The sequence below is a fragment of the Pseudomonas sp. B611 genome (assembly GCF_055407965.1).
Window position 1 is genome coordinate 94,269 of sequence record NZ_JBUZST010000003.1, and the last position, 18,764, is coordinate 113,032.

Sequence of the window (18,764 nt, forward strand, 5' to 3'; positions counted from 1 at the left end):
TATGATTTCCGTTCAACAGATGTTGTAGGCTTCATTTCGGTCACTCAAGGAGATGTCGAGATGGAAGGGATGTTACTGGTTTTGAGCCTGGTTATCTGGGCTGTAGCGTGGTTTCTGGTTGTTAGGAAGCGAGGCAAGCTCAGCCTGGTGGCAGGTAACCTTGTCGGCGCGATAGTCGGAATAGTTGTCGCTACGGTAGTTTTGGCGGTAATTGCGCCAGAACCAACCGAAGAGCAGAAGCAGGCTCAGGCGACAATTGATCGGGATAGGGCTTACGCAAAAGTACAGACTCTGGCTACCAAGCGGGCAATTGAAAATGCCGCCGTGAAAGAGGCCCCTGGCGCAGCAGTTGATCAAATCACTTCGTTGTATTTGAAACATAAGGTGTATGCCGATAATTCAGTGTTATGCCGGCCGAAGGTGATTGGTAACCGGTCTTTCGTTTGTTGTGTTGGGCAGGGGCCGGCCGGCACTAGTGCTCCGCAAGTGTGGGAGTATGTCGCCGGTAAGTTCAAGTCTATAAACGGCCCCGCGAGCAGCAAGGCTTCAACTACGTTCTCTAACGAAAGCTTAGTTGAAGAGTCTGCGCTGCCTCTTCCCGATGATATTGACGTGTCCGCGATTGTTGAGCAGTTCAGTAAGAGCTGATCAATATCCACAACGAAACAACCTCGCCTCGGCGGGGTTTTTTTAAGCCTGGAAATTACCCATGAAGGTCACCCCAATCGTCGCGCAGCTGCGCCAGTACTGCCCAGGCTTCGCGGGCCGTGTTGCAGGCGGCATTGATTTCGAAGCTGTGGCGGCAAGCGCCAAGCTCAGTCGGCCTTCAGCCTATGTGATTCCCATTGGCGACAAGGCTGGCGTAAACACGATCCAAACCGGTGTTCAGCAGGATATCAGCGACAAGTTCGACGTGGTGCTAGTCCTCGACACCCAAGATGAGCGCGGCCAGGAGGCCGCCGACCTGGTGCATGTTTTCCGCGCGGAGTTGTGGCGTGCGTTGATCGGCTGGAAGCCAGGGCCGGAATACGACCTGATCGAGTACGAAGGCGGTGAGCTGATCTCAATAAACCGCAACCGCACGATCTACCGGTTCACCTTTGCCTCTGACTTCAAACTGGGGCGCAACACCTCGGCCGAGCCCGCCGAGACCTGGCACGAGTACGAGCTTGACGGCTTGCCACCGTTCACCGGCATGACGATCAGCATGGACTGCATCGACCCGGCAGACCCCAGCGTGCAATCCCCCGGCCCGGATGGGCGTATAGAAGCGAAATTCTCAGGAGACGTAACACCATGACCAAGCGCATCACCGTGGTGCCGGCCGCTGGCCGGGCCGTACCTGATCCTGAGGCGGGCGACCTGTTGCCGGCTGCGGGTCGGGAAGTTCAAGACAACGCCTGGTGGCGCCGCCGGCTGGCGGATGGCGACGTGACAACCAAGGCCGTGAAGGCGGCGAAACAAGAGGGGGCTAAATAATGTCCATCGGATTCAGCAACATCCCGGCAGACCTGCGTGTTCCACTGTTCTACGCGGAGATGGACAACTCGGCGGCGAACAGTGCGTCTTCGACCATGCGCCGGCTGATCGTCGGCCAGGTGAATGACAACGCCACCAGCGACGATATCGGTTCTTTGGTGCTGGTGCCCAGCGTGGCCCTCGCCAAGACCATCGGCGGTCAAGGTTCGATGCTAGCCGCTATGTACGACGCCTGGCGCAAGACGGACCCCGTCGGTGAGGTCTGGTGCCTGCCGCTGCTCGCATCCGAAGGTGCAGTATCCAGCGCAACCGTGACTCTCGCGGGTGTGGCTACTGAGGCAGGATTGCTCAACCTGTATGTGGGTGGTGTGCGTGTGCAGGCCACCGTCGTGAGCGCAGCAACTGCTGCCCAGGCCGCATCGGCGCTTGCGGTTCGAATCAATGCCACACCGGACTTGCCGATTACGGCGGTTGCCGCCGAGGCCGTGGTTACGCTCACCTGCAAATGGAAGGGGGAGAGCGGCAACGACATCAGCCTGCAGCTCAATCGGTTGGGCAAGACCAGCGGGGAGGTTCTTCCGGCTGGGCTTACCGTCACAGTCACCGCGATGACAGGCGGTGTTGGGGGGCCTGATCAGGTGGAAGCGTTGGCCGCCCTGGGCGACGAGCCTTTCGAATTTATCTGCATGCCCTGGTCTGACACCACCAGCCTCAATGCCTGGAAGGCTGCGATGGATGATAGTGTGGGGCGCTGGAGCTGGGCCAAGCAGTTGTTCGGCCACGTTTACAGCGCCAAGCGCGGCACCCTCGGTGCGCTGGTCGCGGCGGGCCAGACGCGCAACGACCAGCACATGACCATCCAGGCAATGGAGGCAGGTGTGCCCCAGCCGTTTTGGGTGCAGGCGGCATCGCTGGCTGCTCGGACGTCAGTGTTTATCTCTGCAGATGCCAGTCGCCCGACTCAAAGCGGTAGTTTGCCGGGCCTGGATCCGGCGCCGGCGAGCGAGCGGTTTACTCTGACTGAGCGTCAATCGCTGCTCAGTTACGGGATTGCAACGGCCTACTTTGAAGGCGGATATGTGCGCATTCAGCGCGCGATCACTACCTATCAGAAGAACGCCTATGGCCAGCCGGATAACTCCTACCTGGACAGCGAGACGATGCACCAATCGGCGTTCATCATCCGTCGCCTGCAAGGTGTCATCACCAGTAAGTACGGCCGCCACAAGTTGGCCAATGATGGTACCCGCTTCGGCGCCGGCGCGCCCATCGTGACGCCGAGCACTATCCGCGGTGAACTGATTGCCCAGTACGCCAAGTTGGAGCTGGAAGGCCATGTAGAGAACGCCGAGCTGTTCGCCCAGCACTTGATCGTAGAGCGTGACGGCAATGACCCTAGCCGGGTCAACGTGTTGTTCCCGCCGGATTACATCAACGGTCTGCGCGTCTTCGCGTTGCTTAACCAGTTCCGTTTGCAGTACGACGCTGCAGCGTAACTTCGGCCCCGAACACACAGCCCGCCGCGCGCGGGCATTTTTATGCGCGGAGATAAACCATGGGACAAAAAGTAGCGGGCACGGCCTACGTCAAAGTAGACGGCGCCCAGTTGACCATCACCGGGGGCTGCGAAGCGCCGCTGATGGAGGTCAAGCGGGAGACGGTGGTGCCGGGTTTTTACAAGGAAGAAGACCTTGCGCCGTGGGTCAAGGTCACGGCGGTGCATACCAACGACCTGGACATAAAGAAGCTGGTCAACGGCACGGACATGACGGTAACCGTTGAGTTCAAGAACGGAAAAGTCTACGTGTTGGCCGGTGCATATTTGGTCGATGAGCCCAGCTCCAAGGGTGATGACGGCACGATTGAACTGCAATTCGACGGCATCAAGGGGACGTGGCAATGAGTGATCCAATCAAGCTGGACCAGCCAATCGAGGCCCATGGCGAGCAATTGACCGAGCTGACTTTGCGCCTACCTACCGTTCAAGAGGTACGGGCAATCAAAGCGATGCCCTACAAGCTCGACAAGAACGAAGACGTATGCCTGGACATGGAGGTGGTTGCCAAATACATCGCCGTCTGCGCTGGCATTCCACCCTCGTCGGTCAACCAACTTGCCCTTTCGGACCTCAATACATTGGCATGGGTGGTCTTTAGTTTTTTCATGCCGTCGGCGCCACCTCCGCCGAAGGCCTGATCGCCGTCTGTTATGACCTGGCTTGGTTTTGGAGGATCGACCCCGAGGAAATGATGTCCCGGCAACTGGACATAATCATCGAGTCGCAGGACCAGGCCCTTCGCATAAACGCATACCGGCAGGAACCATAATGGCGGATAAATTTCAGCTCAAGGCGTTAATCACTGGCGTCGACAAGTTGTCGCCAAAATTAGCCGGCATTCAGAAGAACGTTGGTTCGTTCAGGAAGAACCTCGAAAAAACCGGCTTGGGCAAAATCGGGATCAAAGATTTGGTGACCGGCGGTGCGATGGCCGCGCCATTCGCTGTCGGTATCAAGTCCGCGGTGGCCTTTGAATCCGAGATGGCCAACATCAACAAGGTCGTCGACTTCAAGACTCCAGAGCAATTCAAGCAGATGGGCGAGGACATCTCCCGGATGTCAGAAGTGCTGCCAATGGCCGCTGGCGATATAGCCAAGATTGTCGCAGCCGGTGGGCAGGCCGGTTTTGCACAGACCGAACTGCTAGGGTTTGCAGAGGCGGCGGTCAAGATGGGTATTGCCTTTGACCAGACCGCAGACCAAAGCGGCGACATGATGGCGACGTGGCGGACATCCTTCAAGATGACCCAGGGTGAGGTGATTGGTCTCGCTGATAGGATCAACTATTTGGGCAACACGGGGCCGGCGAACACCAAGAAAATCTCCGATATCGTCACGCGTATCGGCCCTCTGGGTGAGGTCGCTGGCCTCGCGTCAGGTCAAATCGCGGCACTGGGTGCCACGATGGCCGGGGTGGGGGTTGAGCAGGAAGTCGCGGCCACTGGTATCAAGAACTTCATGTTGTCGATGACCAAAGGCGCTTCGGCTACCAAGGCCCAATCGTTGGCGTTCAAGTCAATCCGTCTTGACTCCAGTCAAGTCGCGAAGTCGATGCAGACCGATGCACAGGGTACGATCCTGAATATCCTGGAGCGGATCGGCAAGGTCGACGCTGCTTCACGCGTGGGGCTATTGACTCAGCTGTTCGGGTCAGAGTCGGTGACCTCGATTGCATCGCTGCTCACGAATCTCGATTTGCTCAAGGGCAACTTAAACAAGGTTGGGGATTCGACCCTTTACGCTGGGTCAATGCAGAAAGAGTATGCCGCCCGTGCCGCAACCACAGAGAACAATCTGGGGCTTCTGCGCAATGCTACTAGCAACGTTTCGAAGGCCATTGGCAATGCGCTTTTGCCTGCGGTTAACGGGGTGGTCGATGCCGTACGCCCAATGGTGGTTCAGTTCGCAAAATTGGTCGAGACCAATCCCGATGTAGTCCGTGGTGTTGCCGCTGCGGGCATAGCCTTTACCGCGCTCCGGCTCGGTATTGTTTCGACAATCGTGGCGACCAAGGTGTTGTCGTTTGCGATGAAAGCCAACCCTATCGGTCTTGCGGCTACCGGTATCGCTCTGGCGGCAGGGTTGATAGTGGCGAACTGGTCCGCCATTGCACCGTACTTCAACGCAATGTGGGAAAAGATCAGAGGCCCTACGCTTGCAGCTTGGGAGATGTTCAAAACCTTTGCTTCATATACGCCGATTGGGTTGATAGTTGCTAATTGGGGCCCGCTGTCTGATTTCTTCAAAGCGTTATGGGGAGTGCTGGTAGCAGTGTCTACGCCGACCATGGAGTTCATGAAGACGATTTTTGACTGGTCGCCCCTCGGCCTTATCGTCCAAAATTGGGAGCCCATCAGCGCCTGGTTCAAGAGTCTTTGGGAAAAGTTGCGGCCAATCATCGAGCCGATGATGAAGTTGTTCGGTGGCGGCGAGGGTGGCGATGGTCTTATCCAAACCGCCACGGCGAAGGCCAATAGCTTCGCGGAGGCGCAAGGGATCCGCAACGCTGGAGAGGGCGGTGGGACTGGTCAGTTTTTACAGGCCAATGCCGCGCAGATCGCCCGGAACCAACAGTCGCTTCGCAACGTCACCCAGGGCGGCGCCGATGTATCAAAGCTGCTGCGGCGTCCCGACCAGGCCCCGCCGGTCAACCTGCTGGCGGCGAGCAATTCCGGCTCTCTGCTAGCGCGTCCTGGGACACTGGCCGCGCCCGGCAGTGTTCCGCAGCAAGCCGCCCAAACCAACCGCACCCAGTTGAACGGTGAAATGAACATCCGTTTCACCAACGCCCCGCCCGGATTGCGGGTGGATCCACCCAAAACCAATCAGCCCGGCCTGAGCGTCAAGCCCAGCGTGGGTTATCGCACCGTGGGCTCTGGAGGAACGCAGTGACAAAGACCTGGCGCGATGATCTGCTGCCTGCGTCGTTCAGGGGAATCAACTTCCTGATCGAGCAGGCAGCAGTCCCTATTGGCCGCAAAGGCCAGCTGCACGAATACCCCCAGCGTGATGAGCCGTTTTTCGAATCGCTGGGCAAGCAATCCCAGGTGCACAAGGTGAGTGCCTACGTCATCGGCGACGACTGTTTTGAGCGGCGGGATAAGCTGCTGGAAGCGTTGGAGAAAGAAGGCGCGGGCGAGTTGGTGCACCCGTGGCTGGGCCGGATGCTGGTCGATGTAGGCGAGTGCGATCTAACCCACAGCCGCACCGAGGGCGGTATGGCTCGCCTGGAGCTGACGTTCTACCCCAGCAAACCACGCAAGTTTCCCACCGGTACCGCGAACACCCAGCAGCAGGTGGTCAAGTCGTCAGAAAGCCTGTTCGACTCGGCGCTTCGGCGTTACAAGGCGGCGATGGCGTTGGTGGACAGTGCCAGGATCAACTTGATAGGGCTTCGCAATGGACTGTCGGGCGTGTACGCGATCATTCAACGGCAGTTCGCGCCGTTCCTTGGGGTCTTTACCAACCTCAGCGGTTTTATCCAGTCGTTGGTGAATTCGCCGTCAGCGCTCAGCGCGTTGTTTTCCAGCTACTTTAGCGACTTCTCTGCCAGTGGCCTTTTCCGTACTGGCGTAAACCGTCCTGGCAGCTCGTCTGGTTCGGTTGGCGGTGCAGCCGCTGCTGTCGCCGCCCCTAGTTATCGCGATGCGGTAGCAGTGGCCTCACAGCACGCTGAGGCAGTGACCAGTATCAACACTGTGCCGCAAGCGAGTGGTGCGGATACCACCGCAGCAGCGCAGGCGGCGGCAAACCTGGTGCAGGACTCGTTGTTGGTGCAGGTGGCTTTAATCGTCAGCGAGATGCCGGTGGCAACGCAGCCCGTTGCGGTGGAGTCCACGCCTTCGATTGATCATCAGGCGGTTCAACCAATCGAGCGGCCAGAGGTTCCTGTGGCTGACGACGTGATCCAGCTGCGTGACGCACTCAGCGAGGCCATATGGGAAGCATCCCTCAAGGCAGACCCGGAGCATTACCAGGCGCTCAATACGCTGCGCCAGGCGCTGATCAAACACCTGACTGCCGTAGCGGCATCAGGCGTGCGCCTGGTGGACATTACGCCGGCAGAAACCTTGCCAGCGCTGGTCCTGGCCTACCGCCGCTTTGGTGACGCCACGCGGGCCGGTGAAGTGGTGCAGCGTAACCGCATTCAGCATCCAGGCTTCGTGCCCGCGGTACCGCTGAAAATCGCTCAGGAGTAACCCCATGCTTGATAGCGCAAACGCCGTCAGCCTGACTGTTGACGGCTTGGATTATGGCGGCTGGAAAAAGGTGGAGATATCAGCGGGGTTGGAACGCCAGGCCCGCGACTTCAACCTGAGCATCACCTGGCGCTGGCCGGGGCAGACCGTCTCCATTCCGATCCGTCAGGGCGCCAAGTGCCAGGTGCGGATTGGTGGGGATTTGATCCTGACCGGCTGGGTGTTCTCCACGCCCGTCAGCTACGACGATAAGCAAATCACATTGTCGATCTCCGGCCGTTCCCTGACTGCTGATTTGGTGGACTGCGCGGCGGTCAACAGGCCGGGACAATGGAAAAACCAAGGCGTGCTCAGCATCGTGAAAGCACTGGCCGCTCCCTACGGGCTGGCCGTGCGCAGCGAGATTGCTGAAACCGGCAAACTGTCGGACCACACCATTGAACCCGGCGAAACGGCCTTTGAATCCATCGACCGGTTGTTGACGCTGTTCCGCGTATTTTCCACGGATGACGCCAAGGGCATGGTGGTACTGGCAAAGCCTGGTAGTGAGGGCAGGGCAGTGGATGCGCTCCAACTTGGCAAAAACGTTTTGTCCGGTGATACGCAGCTGGATTTTTCCGGTGTATTTTCGGAGTACCAGGTGCTGGGCCAGCGCAGCGGTACCGATGAAGAGTTCGGCGAGCAGGCGGCGGAGGTATCGGCCAAGGTCAGCGATGATCGTACCACCCGCAAGCGGGTACTGATCATCCAAGAAAGCGGCCAGATGACAACCACGCTCGCGCAGAGCAGGGCGAACTGGGAGCGCGGCCAGCGGATGGGCAAAGCGTTGAGCACCACCTACAAGGTGCAGGGCTGGAGGCAGTCGAACGGTGCGCTGTGGCGCCACAACATGCTAGTGCGCGTCGTCGATCCGGTGATCGGTTTCGACCGCGACATGCTGATTGCCGAGGTCACCTACTCCCTGGGCCCAGAAGGGACGCTCACCACTCTGGTGGTAGGCCCGCCGGACGGCTTCGAACCTGAGCCGCACGACCCGCATAAAGACAGAAAACTCAAGAAGGGCGGCAAGGCCGACAACTTCGAATACCTGTTGCCCGCTGATTGGAAACCCACTGAATGAGCCTACTCAACCGAATGCTGGTGCGCGGTACCGTGGTCCTGGTGGATTCGGCCCGTAAGCTCCAGGCCCTGCAAATGCGCCTTACGGCAGGTGAGGTCAAGGATAGTCTTGAGCACTTCGAGCCCTACGGCTTTACCAGTAACCCCTTGGCCGGCGCGGAGGGCATTGCTGCGTTCCTGGGTGGCGACCGGTCCCATGGGGTGTTGCTGGTGGTTGCTGATCGGCGGTACCGGATTCAGCAATTGAACCCGGGCGAGGTGGCCATCTACACCGATGAGGGCGACAAGGTGCATTTCAAGCGTGGCCGCATCATTGATATCGAAACCGAAACCCTGAACATCAGGGCCGGCACGGCGGTGAACATTGAGACCCCAGTCATCAACCAGACCGGTCAAATCATCTCGGATGGCGATCAAATTGCGGGCGGTGTCAGTCAGATCAATCACCCACATGGCGGTGTGATGCGCGGCACTGATCAGTCTGGGCCTCCGGTAGGGGGTGGTGGATGAACATCGAGCCCAGCCTTGAAACTTCACTGATTCGCGCCGTGGTGATCAGTTTGTTCACCTGGCGCCGTGCCGCCACCGATGACCCAGTGGATGACGATGAACGTTTCGGCTGGTGGGGTGATAGCTATCCCACCATAGCCGATGACAGGATCGGCTCCCGGCTGTGGCTGCTGCGCCGGGTCAAGCTCACGGCGGATACCCAGCGAGACGCAGAGTTCTATGCCCGCGAGGCGCTGCAATGGTTGCTCGATGACGGCCAGGTGCTTGAGGTGGATGTGATCACCGAGCGTGCAGACAGCTATCGCCTGAACCTGCAAGTGATCCTCACCGTACTGACGGGCGCCCGCCTGAAAATCAACTCAAGTCAACTGTGGCAGGTGATCTATGCCGTATGAAACTCCATCACTTCCCGTGTTGGTCGGTCGCACACAAAGCGATCTTGCCAGCGATGCGCTACGGCGCTCGGATGCCCAGGTGATGAGCAGAGCAATTAGCGGTACTGCCTATGGTTTGTACGGGTACCTGAAATGGATCGCAGACCAGATCCTGCCGGACACTGCTGATGAAGAGACGTTGGAGCGCACAGCACGTCTGCGGCTGAAACAGCCTCGAAAAGCCGCTCAGCCTGCGTCAGGGCCTGTGGGTTTTGCTGCCGCCCCCCGCGCTGTAGTGGATGTCGACACCGTGTTGCAGGCTGGCGATGGTCGGACTTACAAAGTCACCGTTGGCAAGACAACTGTAGCCGGTGCCAATACATGCAGCATTGAAGCTGTCGACGCAGGCGTGATGGGGAATGCCGACCCCGGCCTGGTTCTGAAACTTGTCCAGCCCATCGAAGGGGTGGCGGATATGTTCACCGTGTTGGCGCCAGGTCTGATGGGCGGCATCGCGATGGAAAGCGTTGAGGCGCTGCGGGCGAGGGTGTCTCGTTCCTACAGGGTAATCCCGCACGGCGGAAACAGAGACGACTACGAAACTTGGGCGTTGGAGTGTCCGGGTGTAACCCGCGCCTGGTGCCGTCGCAATTACATGGGGCCAGGAACTGTCGGGTTGTTTTTTATGCGCGATGACGATCTGGATGCTATTCCTGACGCCGCCCAGTTGGCGGAGGTATTGGAGTACATCGAGCTGGTACGCCCGGTAACGGCTGAGCTCTACGTAATTGCCCCTGTCCCGGTTCCTGTGTCTTACCACATTCGTTTGAAACCGGACACCAGCGTTGTGCGCGCCGCAGTCGAGGCGCAGTTGATAGACCTGCATAGCCGTGAGGCTGGTCTAGGAGATGGCTTGCTGCTGACCCATATCGCAGAGGCTATCAGTGGTTCGACCGGCGAAACCGATCACAGGTTATTGGCGCCGGTAGCAGATGTTCCAGCAGCAGCCAATCAGTTGCTCACGTTTGGAGGTTGCGTATGGCTGGGTTAAGGGAGGCGCCGGAATATCACGCACAACTCCGGGCGCTATTGCCAGCCGGGCCGGCCTGGGATCCTGATCTGGTGCCAGAACTGGAAACCATTTTGTCGGGACTAGCTCATGAACTTGCTCGCGTTGATGCCCGCGCTTTCGACTTGATCAATGAGATGGACCCAGCGAGTGTCAGTGAACTGGTACCCGACTGGGAGCAGGTGATGGGGTTGCCTGACCCATGCTTGGGTGAAAATCCTGCTTTTGAAGATCGGCGCCTGGCCGTGCGGCAGCGGCTGGTAGCGGTGGGTGGGCAGAGCCGAGCCTATTTCATCGACATTGCTATTCGCCAGGGGTACCCGGAATCGCGAATCACCGAGCACCGAGCGCCACGTTTTGGGCGGTCACGCTTTGGCTCCAGTCACTTCGGCACCTGGTCAGCGCAGTTTATGTGGACGCTCAATTCCGGGCCACGTCGGCGGTTGGGGCGGCGCTTTGGTGCCAGCTTCTGGGGGGAACGATTTGGCAGCAACCCCAGTGGCGGTCTGGAGTGCGTTATCCGCCGTAGCGCGCCGGCTCACACATTGGAATTTATTGATTATGGGGTTACTGACTGATGGACTTTCCTAAGAGCGTCCCGAATATTGGCTTGGTTAACGGGCAATTTGCTGATGAAAATGTGGGGACGGGCCAGCCAGGCTCGCTGATTCCTGCTGTTTGGGGGAACTCGTTGACCCTAGAAATCCTCAGTGTGCTGGCGGCGGCGGGTATTGTTCCAGACGAACTTAAGACCAACCAACTCGCAGCCGCAATTTCAAAAATTGTAACTTCCGGGGCCACTTGGGAAAAACTCGGAGGCAAACCTACTACGATTGATGGATTTGGTATTACTGATGCGATGAAGTTGGGTGCTGGCGGATTGGCGACCACCCTTGCTCCTATCGCTGGAAAAATTTCAGATATCTCTGCGAATCAATTTACCTCGCTCGGCGCCGTAACAACCGACAAACCTCAAGCAATATCATTTGGCGCAGGGATACACATTAAATATCCCGACAGCAAGTTTGCGATCGATTTTGTCGGTGGTATTGCTAACGAGTGGTACGGGGTTAGACAGGTTTTAGCTGATGGCTCTGGCACGTGGAGATCATTGTGGCATGATGGGAATTTTGATCCGGCTAGTAAATCAAATATAAATAGTCCATCTTTTACAGGGGCTCCACTAGCACCAACGGCAGCTGCAGGAACTAATAACCAACAACTCGCGAATACTGCGTTTGTGTGGTCATCGATTAACACATATGCAACCACAGTAACTGCTGCTCTTTCCTTGAAAGCTGACAAGGCGACCACTCTTTTAGGGTATGGTATCGTCGCCGCTACAAGTGCAGAAGTTGTTGAAGGTCTCAACGACTCCAAGCCTGTTACACCCCTAGGCGTTAACGCAGCTATCAAAGCGGCTGATCCATGGGCTATTCAGCCTATTGGCGTGCCGATTCCGGTATTTGACAACCTGGGTAGCTCTCTTTTACCTCCATTAAACAAGAGCTATCGCTACGTCACACTCACTGCAAACGACAGTTACAACACAGGTGTACTGACAGGCGAGGTCGTTTCAGGCTCGGCTCCATCGGTGAACGCGACAGCTGTAGTCAATTCGCCTGGCAGCCCACTGCATGGGAGAACCATCAACCTTGTCAACACCGGGGAGCGAGTGTTGCGGGGTTCGATGGTGGCGGGTCAGCTCTTGCAGGACGCTTTGCAAAACATCACTGGATCGACCGGTAACAACATCGGTGCATTTGATCTCGACCAGAGCGGCGCGTTTGCCAGCGCAGTCTCGACCAGCTTTCGTTCAAGCCCATCGGTGTCTGGTGCTTTTGCAGGAACGCTGAGCTTTGATGCATCCAGGGTGGCCAGAACGGCAAATGAAACGCGGGCTAAATCTATCGGCGTTACATACATCATGAGGGTTAGATAATGCCATATGCAGCAAACGGAATAATTGCGATGGAGCAGTTTTCGGGCGCTATTGAAATAACCCCCGATCAATACACGCAAGCTTTGGACGGTATGTGCACGGGATTGGTAGTTTCAATTGATGGTGGATTCAAGGTGATTCCTGTGCCGCCGGAGAAGCCCGCAACCCCTCCGGAGTCAACACTGGAAGAGCTGGCGGCTCAGGCGCGTGAAAAGCGCGACAATCTGCTATCTGTCGCTGCCATTCGTATTGCGCCTCTGCAGGACGCAGTAGATCTTGGAAAAGCAAATGCCGCCAAGAAGGCGCTGCTGACAAAGTGGAAGGAGTACCGGGTTGATCTCGATGATGTTCCTGCGCAGTCTGGCTACCCTCGCAGCATTCAATGGCCGATAGAACCTTCTTAATAGGATAAATGCAGTCTAGGCCCGCCGTGAGCGGGATTTTTTTGCCTGGAGAGAGCCATGCCCATCACCGAGCAGCAGTTGCTGCAGATCCTTCCGAACGCCGGCCGCCAAGCCGGCGTTTTCGTATCCGCGTTAAACACTGCGATGAACCGCTACGCCATCGTCGGCACCGCGCGCGTCGCCGCATTCATTGCCCAGATCGGACATGAGTCCGGACAACTCCGTTACGTGCGCGAGATATGGGGGCCAACGGCTCAGCAGCTCACATACGAAGGCCGTGCTGACCTGGGTAACACCGTCAAGGGTGACGGCTCCAAGTACCGTGGTCGGGGCATCATCCAGATCACCGGTCGTGCCAACTACGCCACGTGCGGGGACGCCCTGGGCTTGGACCTGCTCAGCAAGCCTGAGCTGCTCGAGCTGCCGCAGCATGCCGCAATGTCGGCGGCTTGGTTCTGGTCGACGAAAGGCCTGAACACGCTGGCGGACCAGGGTGATTTCGTGAAGATCACCCGCCGTATCAACGGCGGGGTCAACGGCTTGGAAGATCGCCTGCATCTGTGGGAGCGTGCGAAAAAGGTGCTGGCATGACGCCCGTGCAGAAGCTGGCCGGCCTGGCGGTGCTGGTGTTGGTGCTGATGGCCTGCGCCGCGGGTGTGACCTGGCAGGTCCAGGACTGGCGCATGGGCGAGAAGCTCGCCGATCAGGCCGGCCTGCATCAGGACGACCTGGCTGCGATCAGCAATGCCGCTTCCGACCAGGCCCGTGCTGAGCAGGACAAGCGCCTGGCTGCTGAGCACAGAGCGACTGCAGCCGATCAACAACACATCAAGGAATTATCCGATGCCCAGCGCAACCAGGCTCTCCTACGTGACCGTCTTGCTACTGCTAATGTCCGGTTGTCAGTCCTCCTTGCCGAGGATCCAGCCAGTGGCTGCAACTTGCCTTCCACCCCCGGCGCCGTCGGCGTGGTTCATGCAGCCCGTCGAGCCCAACTTGACCCTGCGCATGCTCAAAGAATTATCGCCATCACCGACGATGGGGACAAAGGATTGATAGCGCTGCGGGCGTGCCAAGCGTATGTCGGAGCTATCTCTCGCTGACCTACATCCGTTGTAGAGGCGCGCCCTGTGCGAGTGGATTTGCTGCTTCTGGTTACGTGCAAGGCGCAACAGATTGCTTTGCCGCCATGGTCAGCTAATGGCTTAACGACAGCTGATAGCCGGGGGTTGAAGGGCGGGCGCTGATCGCCGATAGGTGTCAACGGATCACGTACGAGAGGCAGTTGTTCGCGGCAGCAAGCGTTTGCTAGTAGAGGGCTCAATCGGCTGCTTCAGGTAATGGAAGGCGGCGGTTGTCGAGGTGGTGGCACAAGGCTTTCAATTATTAGACAAAATGGTAAAATTTATGACTTTGAAGAAACCTACGTTGGATTGATATGAAACACAAGGATGCTTCAAGAAGGAACTTCTTAAAGTCGGCTGGAGTCGGCCTAACTGCTTTATTGTTTGGGTCCACAGCCTCTGCCGCTGATGCGCTGGCACCTGGGAAGCAGAAGGCATTGGGGAATAAAGCTAATCCCCCGATAAAAAATATTCGCCCTGAAGTTTCAGGATTGTATTTATGGCAACAGTTTTGCTCGTACAATGGGGGGCAATTAAATAGTTTTAAACATGCTCTTACTGACCCCTTTATGCAGTTTTGTGGATTGTGCATTATTGGTGATAGTATTACTTGGGGGATGGAAGCAAGTGGGATGAGTGCGACAGGTACCCGCTTAGGCGAATTGAGTGATGCAAGGAATAATGGTAAGTCTCCAAGCTGGGTTAACCTTTTGCATAAGTGGTTGGGTGAGGAATATTATGACTCGCAGGTGGTATCTGAACTCCCTTGGCCTGGAGCAGATGGGATTGCCCAATTTACATATGTAAATAGAGTTGATATATTCCCTAATATGTCTGACATTGTTCAGGTGGGTTCGTTTTCAGAATATAGGGCGAATGGTTCAACTCTCGGGGTTATATGGTATGTAAATATGAGTTCTTCGGGTGGTGGCCCGCACTCATTTACTTGGATGATGACGGGCGAGAGTTTTGACTTAAGATTTGGGGTAACCCCAGAGGGAGCGGCTTACAGGCTTTATGTGGATGGTGTCTTTCAAGGACAGTTCGACACAAGCAGCATTGATTTGCGGGTGCCGGCTGGGTTCGGGTATAGCAATACGCACAGTTTCCCTTTTAAAAAAAATGCAATTATTACCGTTGAGGCAGTTGGTGGGAACGTCGGGAGAGATACCCTGCGAATTGAATCGATCCGTATTAATCGAACACTTCGGGTGACAAATAACGGGCTGATAGGGATATCCTCCGCTAGGTACAAACAAATTCTTCGCGATGCTCTTCGTTCAGACGACTCTTTTTGTTTTGTTGGACTTGGTACTAATGACTCGATCATGCCGGGGGCACTCGGGAGCCCGATGTCTCCTAGCGCGCTTAGCAATAATCTCAATTTAATGCTTGACCATATATTTGATTCTGGCGTTGTTCCTGTGCTTATTTGCGCCAATGAAGTTCTGGATCGTAGTTCGAGAAATTATTCGATGGGCCAAGTCAGGGCTGCGATATCAAGGCTTGCGGATGTTCGTCGAGTTGATTTTATTGATCACTATGCTTTGACAAAGCGACTTCAGCAGTCGGGTGTTAAATATACTAGCGGCAGTACCCATCCAAATGATCTTGGTCATTATCTGATGTTCGATAATACAAGGAATTCTATCGTTAATTCCGATGCGTTTGGTAGATACACGGAGAGAGATTAAATTTAAAGTTATAATTACATATGTGTCGGTACAATCGTCCGTTACCACAAAAAGTTTGCGCTGCCCATGGTGCTTTAGGTTTGTTACAGTCGCTTCAATATCTTAGTCGATGCTCGTGGGTAAGCGTTCCGATTGCTGTGCGTGTATACAGAGTGCGAAGTTTAGCCGTCATGCAATTGCATCCAGCGAAGTATCAGGTTTTCATTCCGCAACTGAAGCTTTCCGATACCTAATTCGCGGGCTTCAGAGCTGTCCGATTGTTCGTGATGCGGAATTGATTTTTAGATATCACCTTGAAAAATATAAAAAAATTTATGGATTGCAAATCCACCTACGCCGGTTCGATTCCGACCTCGGCCTCCACTCTTGAAAACCCCGTAGATTAACGTCTACGGGGTTTTTTATTGCCTGCGATTCAGGAAGTGCTCCGCAACTTTTCGAAAGTGTTCCGCAATCCTCTTGCAAAACGAAAAGGGGACGGATTTATTTTTCGTCAGAAATAAATATGTCCCCTTTTTCGACTTGGGTGGGGGGTAAACGCCGTCTAGCAGATCCCCTCATACCTTTGTGAATCGACCAAAGCCATCAGAAGCCAGATCGCTGATCAGTTGTATGTGGCGTATCATGACGCCGCCGAGTTGAAGGGATAGGCGTTTCTCGGCACGGCCCCGCGCGGCTATCGATAGACTGGACGCCTCAATTTTTCAGGATGGAATACTCATGTTCAAAGCTGCCCTCGCTTCCTTGCTGTTGACCTGCACTTTTTGCGCTCACGCCGGTACGACGGTCGATGTGTCAAAGATTTACGGCAAGATCCAATTCGTGGACAGCTATCCCGATTACAAGGTGAAGGTGGTGAGTCAATACCCCGACCTTAAGGTAAAGAAGGTGGTTTCCTGGCCGGACTCTGTCGGCAAATGGCAAACCGTCGACAGCTATCCGGACTACAAGATCCAGATTGTCGATTCCTATCCGGACTTCACTATCGAATATGTGGAAAGCTGGCCTGGGGTCAATTGATCGCGGCGAGCCGTTGCAGGTGTCCTGAGACGGCTTGTCGGGCGGGTTGGCCAGGGCAGGGCGTTTCACGGTCGAGCAATTTGGCGGTGAGGAGTACGCCCAGTTCGCTCAGTTGATGGGGCGCCAGGGCAATGTCGCGGTGTTTGCCGTTCAGGTCTTCGTACAGGTCGTGCAGCAGGGTGCTGACTGAGGTGAAGGTTTTTTATTGCCTTTGAAAAAGCACCTCACCGCGCCGTATACCCCACCCCAAGCTCCCACCGCGACTGCCAATGATCAACATACCGCCGCGCTATCTCCGGCGCCCCCTTGATCACCAACACATTCTCCGAATTCGCCGTCTCCGCAGACGTCGCATAATTAAATGACCCCGTTTGCACGGTGCTGCCATCAACGATAATCACCTTGTCATGCTGCAGGTGAAAGTGATCACTGGTACGCAGTTCCACCCCATTGCGGCTGACAAAGTCCATGGCCGTAGTGCTGGCCTTACCCAGGTTGCGCTTCTTGTCGATGACCACACGCACCTTCACCCCACGCTTTTGCGCCTCGACCAACGCCCGTGTGATGTCGGGCGCTTGAAAGGCGTAGGCAAGCATCTGAATGCTGTGCCGCGCGCTGCCGATGGTCTCCAGGACCAACGTACGCGCCGAACCTTCTGGCGAGAAACCGACGGCAATGCTGGGTTCAGCCAGAGAGAGGGGCGATAAGCCGAGCAGGGCCGCCAAGGTGATGCATCGAACGATCATCATGTTTCAAACTCCGATAGCGCTGGATGCAAACGTGTTGTTCGCAGCGCGTTGTAAGTTTAAAAATACAAAGCCTACCAACACGTTACACGATAGCCGTGACGCAGTCGGCTTTCGCTTGTCCTATCTCTCGCGAAACAAATATTGCCAAGCAGAGAGTGTTTTCATGAAGTTGAGTGACTTGACCAAGGCGGCCGTGGTGGTCGCGCTGTTGTCCACCCTATCGGGTTGCTGGATGTTCATGCCACCACCAGGTGGTGGTGGTGGTGGTGGTGGGCATGGGCAAGGCGGTGGCCACGGTGGTGGTCCCGGCGGTGGCGGTGGCCAGCGCTAAGTAGTGCATCCTGGGAGCAAGCCGTCGCGGTTTGCTCCTTTTTTTTGCCCGTTACTTAGAGATCGTTCCCACGCTCTGCGTGGGAATGCTGCACTGGGCGCTCAGCGTCCGCTCTTGCCGTTGTGACGCGGAGCGTCACAGGCTGCGTGCCCACGCGGAGCGTGGGTACGATCTGTATTCCCCGATCCACCCCTAGCTGTACGGGGCGGTCGGCCCGCTAAACCTCTACTGTCACAGGCCTGTCACCACCGTCTGGATGCTGCGCCATGTTCATGTCTACCAGCCTGCTCTCAGCCTTTGTGCTGTTCGCTTTCGTGTCTTCGATCACCCCGGGGCCCAACAACACCATGCTGCTGGCGTCGGGGGTGAACTTTGGGTTTCGTCGCTCGATGCCCCATGCGTTGGGGATCAGCATCGGTTTCATGCTGTTGGTGATTGCGGTGGGCCTGGGGTTGGGCGAGGTGTTCAAGGTGTTTCCGTGGGCCTACACGCTGTTGCGTTATGTGGGCGCGGCGTATCTGCTGTACCTGGCGTGGAAGATTGCGACGTCCGCCGGCATGTCCGAGAGCAGTGATGCGCACGGCAAGCCGATGACGTTCCTCGGCGCGGCGGCGTTTCAGTGGGTCAACCCCAAGGCGTGGATCATGGCGCTGGGGGCAATCACTACCTATACGCCGGCCGAGGGTTATGTCACCAACGTGCTGGTGATCGCCTTGGTGTTTGCCGTGGTCAACCTGCCCAGCGTGTGTGTCTGGGTGGGCTGTGGCAGCGGCCTGCGCAATGTGTTGCGCGAGCCGCGCTGGTTGCAGGCGTTCAACTGGTCAATGGCGGGCTTGCTGGTGCTGTCGTTGTACCCGATGCTGTTTGCCAGCTGACCGCGTTACACCGGCGAAATGGTCGCCAGCAGGCCGATGCCGATGGTCAGCACTAAAAAGCCGAACAGGAAAATTGCCATCTTGGTCATAAGGCCTCCGAAGGGAAGGGGGCGCCAGGAAGTGTCCTGGTGCACTCGACAAGGGTGTCGGGAGTGGGCGTATTGTCCGCCCGGGGCAGTTTTCGGTACAGCAGCAGATGCTAAAGAAAAAACCGTATCAGATGCGTGTTCAGGCGCCTGGCTTCTGCTTGTGCAGGGTGGCGGATTTTTCAAGCTCAGCCCATATCCCGGTGTTAATGCGTCCGCCAACCTGTAATC

General features: G+C 56.6%; 22 protein-coding genes and 1 pseudogene. 21 read left to right on the forward strand and 2 right to left on the reverse strand.

Features of this window, described 5'->3' with window-relative positions; genetic code table 11:
* Positions 1–60: 60 nt before the first annotated feature.
* The 19 genes from ACZRMO_RS08610 (at position 61) to ACZRMO_RS08700 (ending at position 16,492) form a co-directional block, all read left to right on the forward strand.
* On the forward strand, positions 61–648 hold the full coding sequence (locus tag ACZRMO_RS08610) for a hypothetical protein (protein ID WP_200599660.1): 588 nt from the start codon (positions 61–63) through the stop codon (positions 646–648).
* A 61-nt stretch (positions 649–709) separates the two neighbouring features.
* Entirely contained in the window at positions 710–1,300 is a 591-nt protein-coding gene (locus ACZRMO_RS08615; RefSeq protein ID WP_200599658.1) for a phage tail terminator protein, read from the forward strand.
* On the forward strand, positions 1,297–1,479 hold the full coding sequence (locus ACZRMO_RS08620) for a DUF2635 domain-containing protein (protein ID WP_106118187.1): 183 nt from the start codon (positions 1,297–1,299) through the stop codon (positions 1,477–1,479). Before ACZRMO_RS08615 ends, ACZRMO_RS08620 begins: the two co-directional genes overlap by 4 nt.
* Positions 1,479–2,975, forward strand: coding sequence for a phage tail sheath subtilisin-like domain-containing protein (locus tag ACZRMO_RS08625; protein ID WP_200599656.1), 1,497 nt, complete (start codon positions 1,479–1,481; stop codon positions 2,973–2,975). The genes ACZRMO_RS08620 and ACZRMO_RS08625 overlap by 1 nt, the downstream gene beginning before the upstream one ends.
* A 59-nt stretch (positions 2,976–3,034) precedes the next feature.
* Positions 3,035–3,382, forward strand: coding sequence for a phage tail tube protein (locus ACZRMO_RS08630; RefSeq protein ID WP_106118185.1), 348 nt, complete (start codon positions 3,035–3,037; stop codon positions 3,380–3,382).
* Entirely contained in the window at positions 3,379–3,675 is a 297-nt protein-coding gene (locus ACZRMO_RS08635) for a phage tail assembly protein (RefSeq protein WP_200599654.1), read from the forward strand. The genes ACZRMO_RS08630 and ACZRMO_RS08635 overlap by 4 nt, the downstream gene beginning before the upstream one ends.
* 130 nt (positions 3,676–3,805) lie before the next feature.
* Positions 3,806–5,929 (forward strand): phage tail tape measure protein, encoded by a 2,124-nt coding sequence (locus ACZRMO_RS08640; protein ID WP_200599652.1) that lies wholly within the window; start codon positions 3,806–3,808, stop codon positions 5,927–5,929.
* Entirely contained in the window at positions 5,926–7,236 is a 1,311-nt protein-coding gene (locus ACZRMO_RS08645) for a DNA circularization N-terminal domain-containing protein (protein ID WP_200599650.1), read from the forward strand. Before ACZRMO_RS08640 ends, ACZRMO_RS08645 begins: the two co-directional genes overlap by 4 nt.
* A gap of 4 nt (positions 7,237–7,240) precedes the next feature.
* The gene (locus ACZRMO_RS08650; RefSeq protein WP_200599642.1) at positions 7,241–8,356 is read left to right on the forward strand and encodes a phage baseplate assembly protein; all 1,116 of its coding nucleotides are present in this window, start codon (positions 7,241–7,243) and stop codon (positions 8,354–8,356) included.
* Positions 8,353–8,865, forward strand: coding sequence for a phage baseplate assembly protein V (locus tag ACZRMO_RS08655; protein ID WP_200599640.1), 513 nt, complete (start codon positions 8,353–8,355; stop codon positions 8,863–8,865). The genes ACZRMO_RS08650 and ACZRMO_RS08655 overlap by 4 nt, the downstream gene beginning before the upstream one ends.
* Positions 8,862–9,260, forward strand: coding sequence for a phage GP46 family protein (locus ACZRMO_RS08660; RefSeq protein WP_198809751.1), 399 nt, complete (start codon positions 8,862–8,864; stop codon positions 9,258–9,260). The genes ACZRMO_RS08655 and ACZRMO_RS08660 overlap by 4 nt, the downstream gene beginning before the upstream one ends.
* Positions 9,250–10,290, forward strand: a complete 1,041-nt coding sequence (locus ACZRMO_RS08665) for a baseplate J/gp47 family protein (protein WP_200599638.1) — start codon at positions 9,250–9,252, stop codon at positions 10,288–10,290. Before ACZRMO_RS08660 ends, ACZRMO_RS08665 begins: the two co-directional genes overlap by 11 nt.
* Complete coding sequence (locus ACZRMO_RS08670; protein ID WP_463972572.1) at positions 10,278–10,886, forward strand: YmfQ family protein; 609 nt, start codon at positions 10,278–10,280, stop codon at positions 10,884–10,886. The genes ACZRMO_RS08665 and ACZRMO_RS08670 overlap by 13 nt, the downstream gene beginning before the upstream one ends.
* A complete protein-coding gene (locus ACZRMO_RS08675; protein ID WP_200599634.1) occupies positions 10,886–12,250 on the forward strand; it encodes a hypothetical protein in 1,365 nt (454 codons plus the stop codon). The genes ACZRMO_RS08670 and ACZRMO_RS08675 overlap by 1 nt, the downstream gene beginning before the upstream one ends.
* A complete protein-coding gene (locus ACZRMO_RS08680; protein ID WP_463972573.1) occupies positions 12,250–12,654 on the forward strand; it encodes a tail fiber assembly protein in 405 nt (134 codons plus the stop codon). The genes ACZRMO_RS08675 and ACZRMO_RS08680 overlap by 1 nt, the downstream gene beginning before the upstream one ends.
* Before the next feature lie 57 nt (positions 12,655–12,711).
* Positions 12,712–13,245 (forward strand): glycoside hydrolase family 19 protein, encoded by a 534-nt coding sequence (locus ACZRMO_RS08685; protein ID WP_200599632.1) that lies wholly within the window; start codon positions 12,712–12,714, stop codon positions 13,243–13,245.
* Positions 13,242–13,757, forward strand: a complete 516-nt coding sequence (locus tag ACZRMO_RS08690; protein WP_200599630.1) for a lysis system spanin subunit — start codon at positions 13,242–13,244, stop codon at positions 13,755–13,757. The genes ACZRMO_RS08685 and ACZRMO_RS08690 overlap by 4 nt, the downstream gene beginning before the upstream one ends.
* 335 nt (positions 13,758–14,092) lie before the next feature.
* Positions 14,093–15,472 carry an SGNH/GDSL hydrolase family protein gene (locus ACZRMO_RS08695; RefSeq protein WP_200599628.1) on the forward strand — a complete coding sequence of 460 codons (1,380 nt, stop codon included), beginning with the start codon at positions 14,093–14,095 and terminating at the stop codon, positions 15,470–15,472.
* 720 nt (positions 15,473–16,192) lie between these two features.
* Positions 16,193–16,492 carry a 7(1) septoil knot domain-containing protein gene (locus tag ACZRMO_RS08700; RefSeq protein WP_463972574.1) on the forward strand — a complete coding sequence of 100 codons (300 nt, stop codon included), beginning with the start codon at positions 16,193–16,195 and terminating at the stop codon, positions 16,490–16,492.
* Here the strand turns inward: ACZRMO_RS08700 and ACZRMO_RS08705 are convergent.
* Both ACZRMO_RS08705 and ACZRMO_RS08710 read right to left on the reverse strand, forming a co-directional pair.
* Positions 16,485–16,694 (reverse strand): annotated as a pseudogene (locus ACZRMO_RS08705) (DUF6124 family protein); the annotation flags it as partial. The gene ACZRMO_RS08700 and the pseudogene ACZRMO_RS08705 sit on opposite strands and share 8 nt — an antisense overlap.
* A 22-nt stretch (positions 16,695–16,716) precedes the next feature.
* Positions 16,717–17,241, reverse strand: a complete 525-nt coding sequence (locus ACZRMO_RS08710; RefSeq protein ID WP_463972575.1) for a phospholipase D family nuclease — start codon at positions 17,239–17,241, stop codon at positions 16,717–16,719.
* Positions 17,242–17,404: 163 nt separating this feature from the next.
* On the opposite strand from ACZRMO_RS08710, the gene ACZRMO_RS08715 reads away from it, so the two are divergent.
* Both ACZRMO_RS08715 and ACZRMO_RS08720 read left to right on the forward strand, forming a co-directional pair.
* The gene (locus ACZRMO_RS08715; RefSeq protein ID WP_463972576.1) at positions 17,405–17,572 is read left to right on the forward strand and encodes a hypothetical protein; all 168 of its coding nucleotides are present in this window, start codon (positions 17,405–17,407) and stop codon (positions 17,570–17,572) included.
* A 266-nt stretch (positions 17,573–17,838) separates the two neighbouring features.
* Entirely contained in the window at positions 17,839–18,447 is a 609-nt protein-coding gene (locus ACZRMO_RS08720; RefSeq protein ID WP_463972577.1) for a LysE family translocator, read from the forward strand.
* Positions 18,448–18,764: the final 317 nt, after the last annotated feature.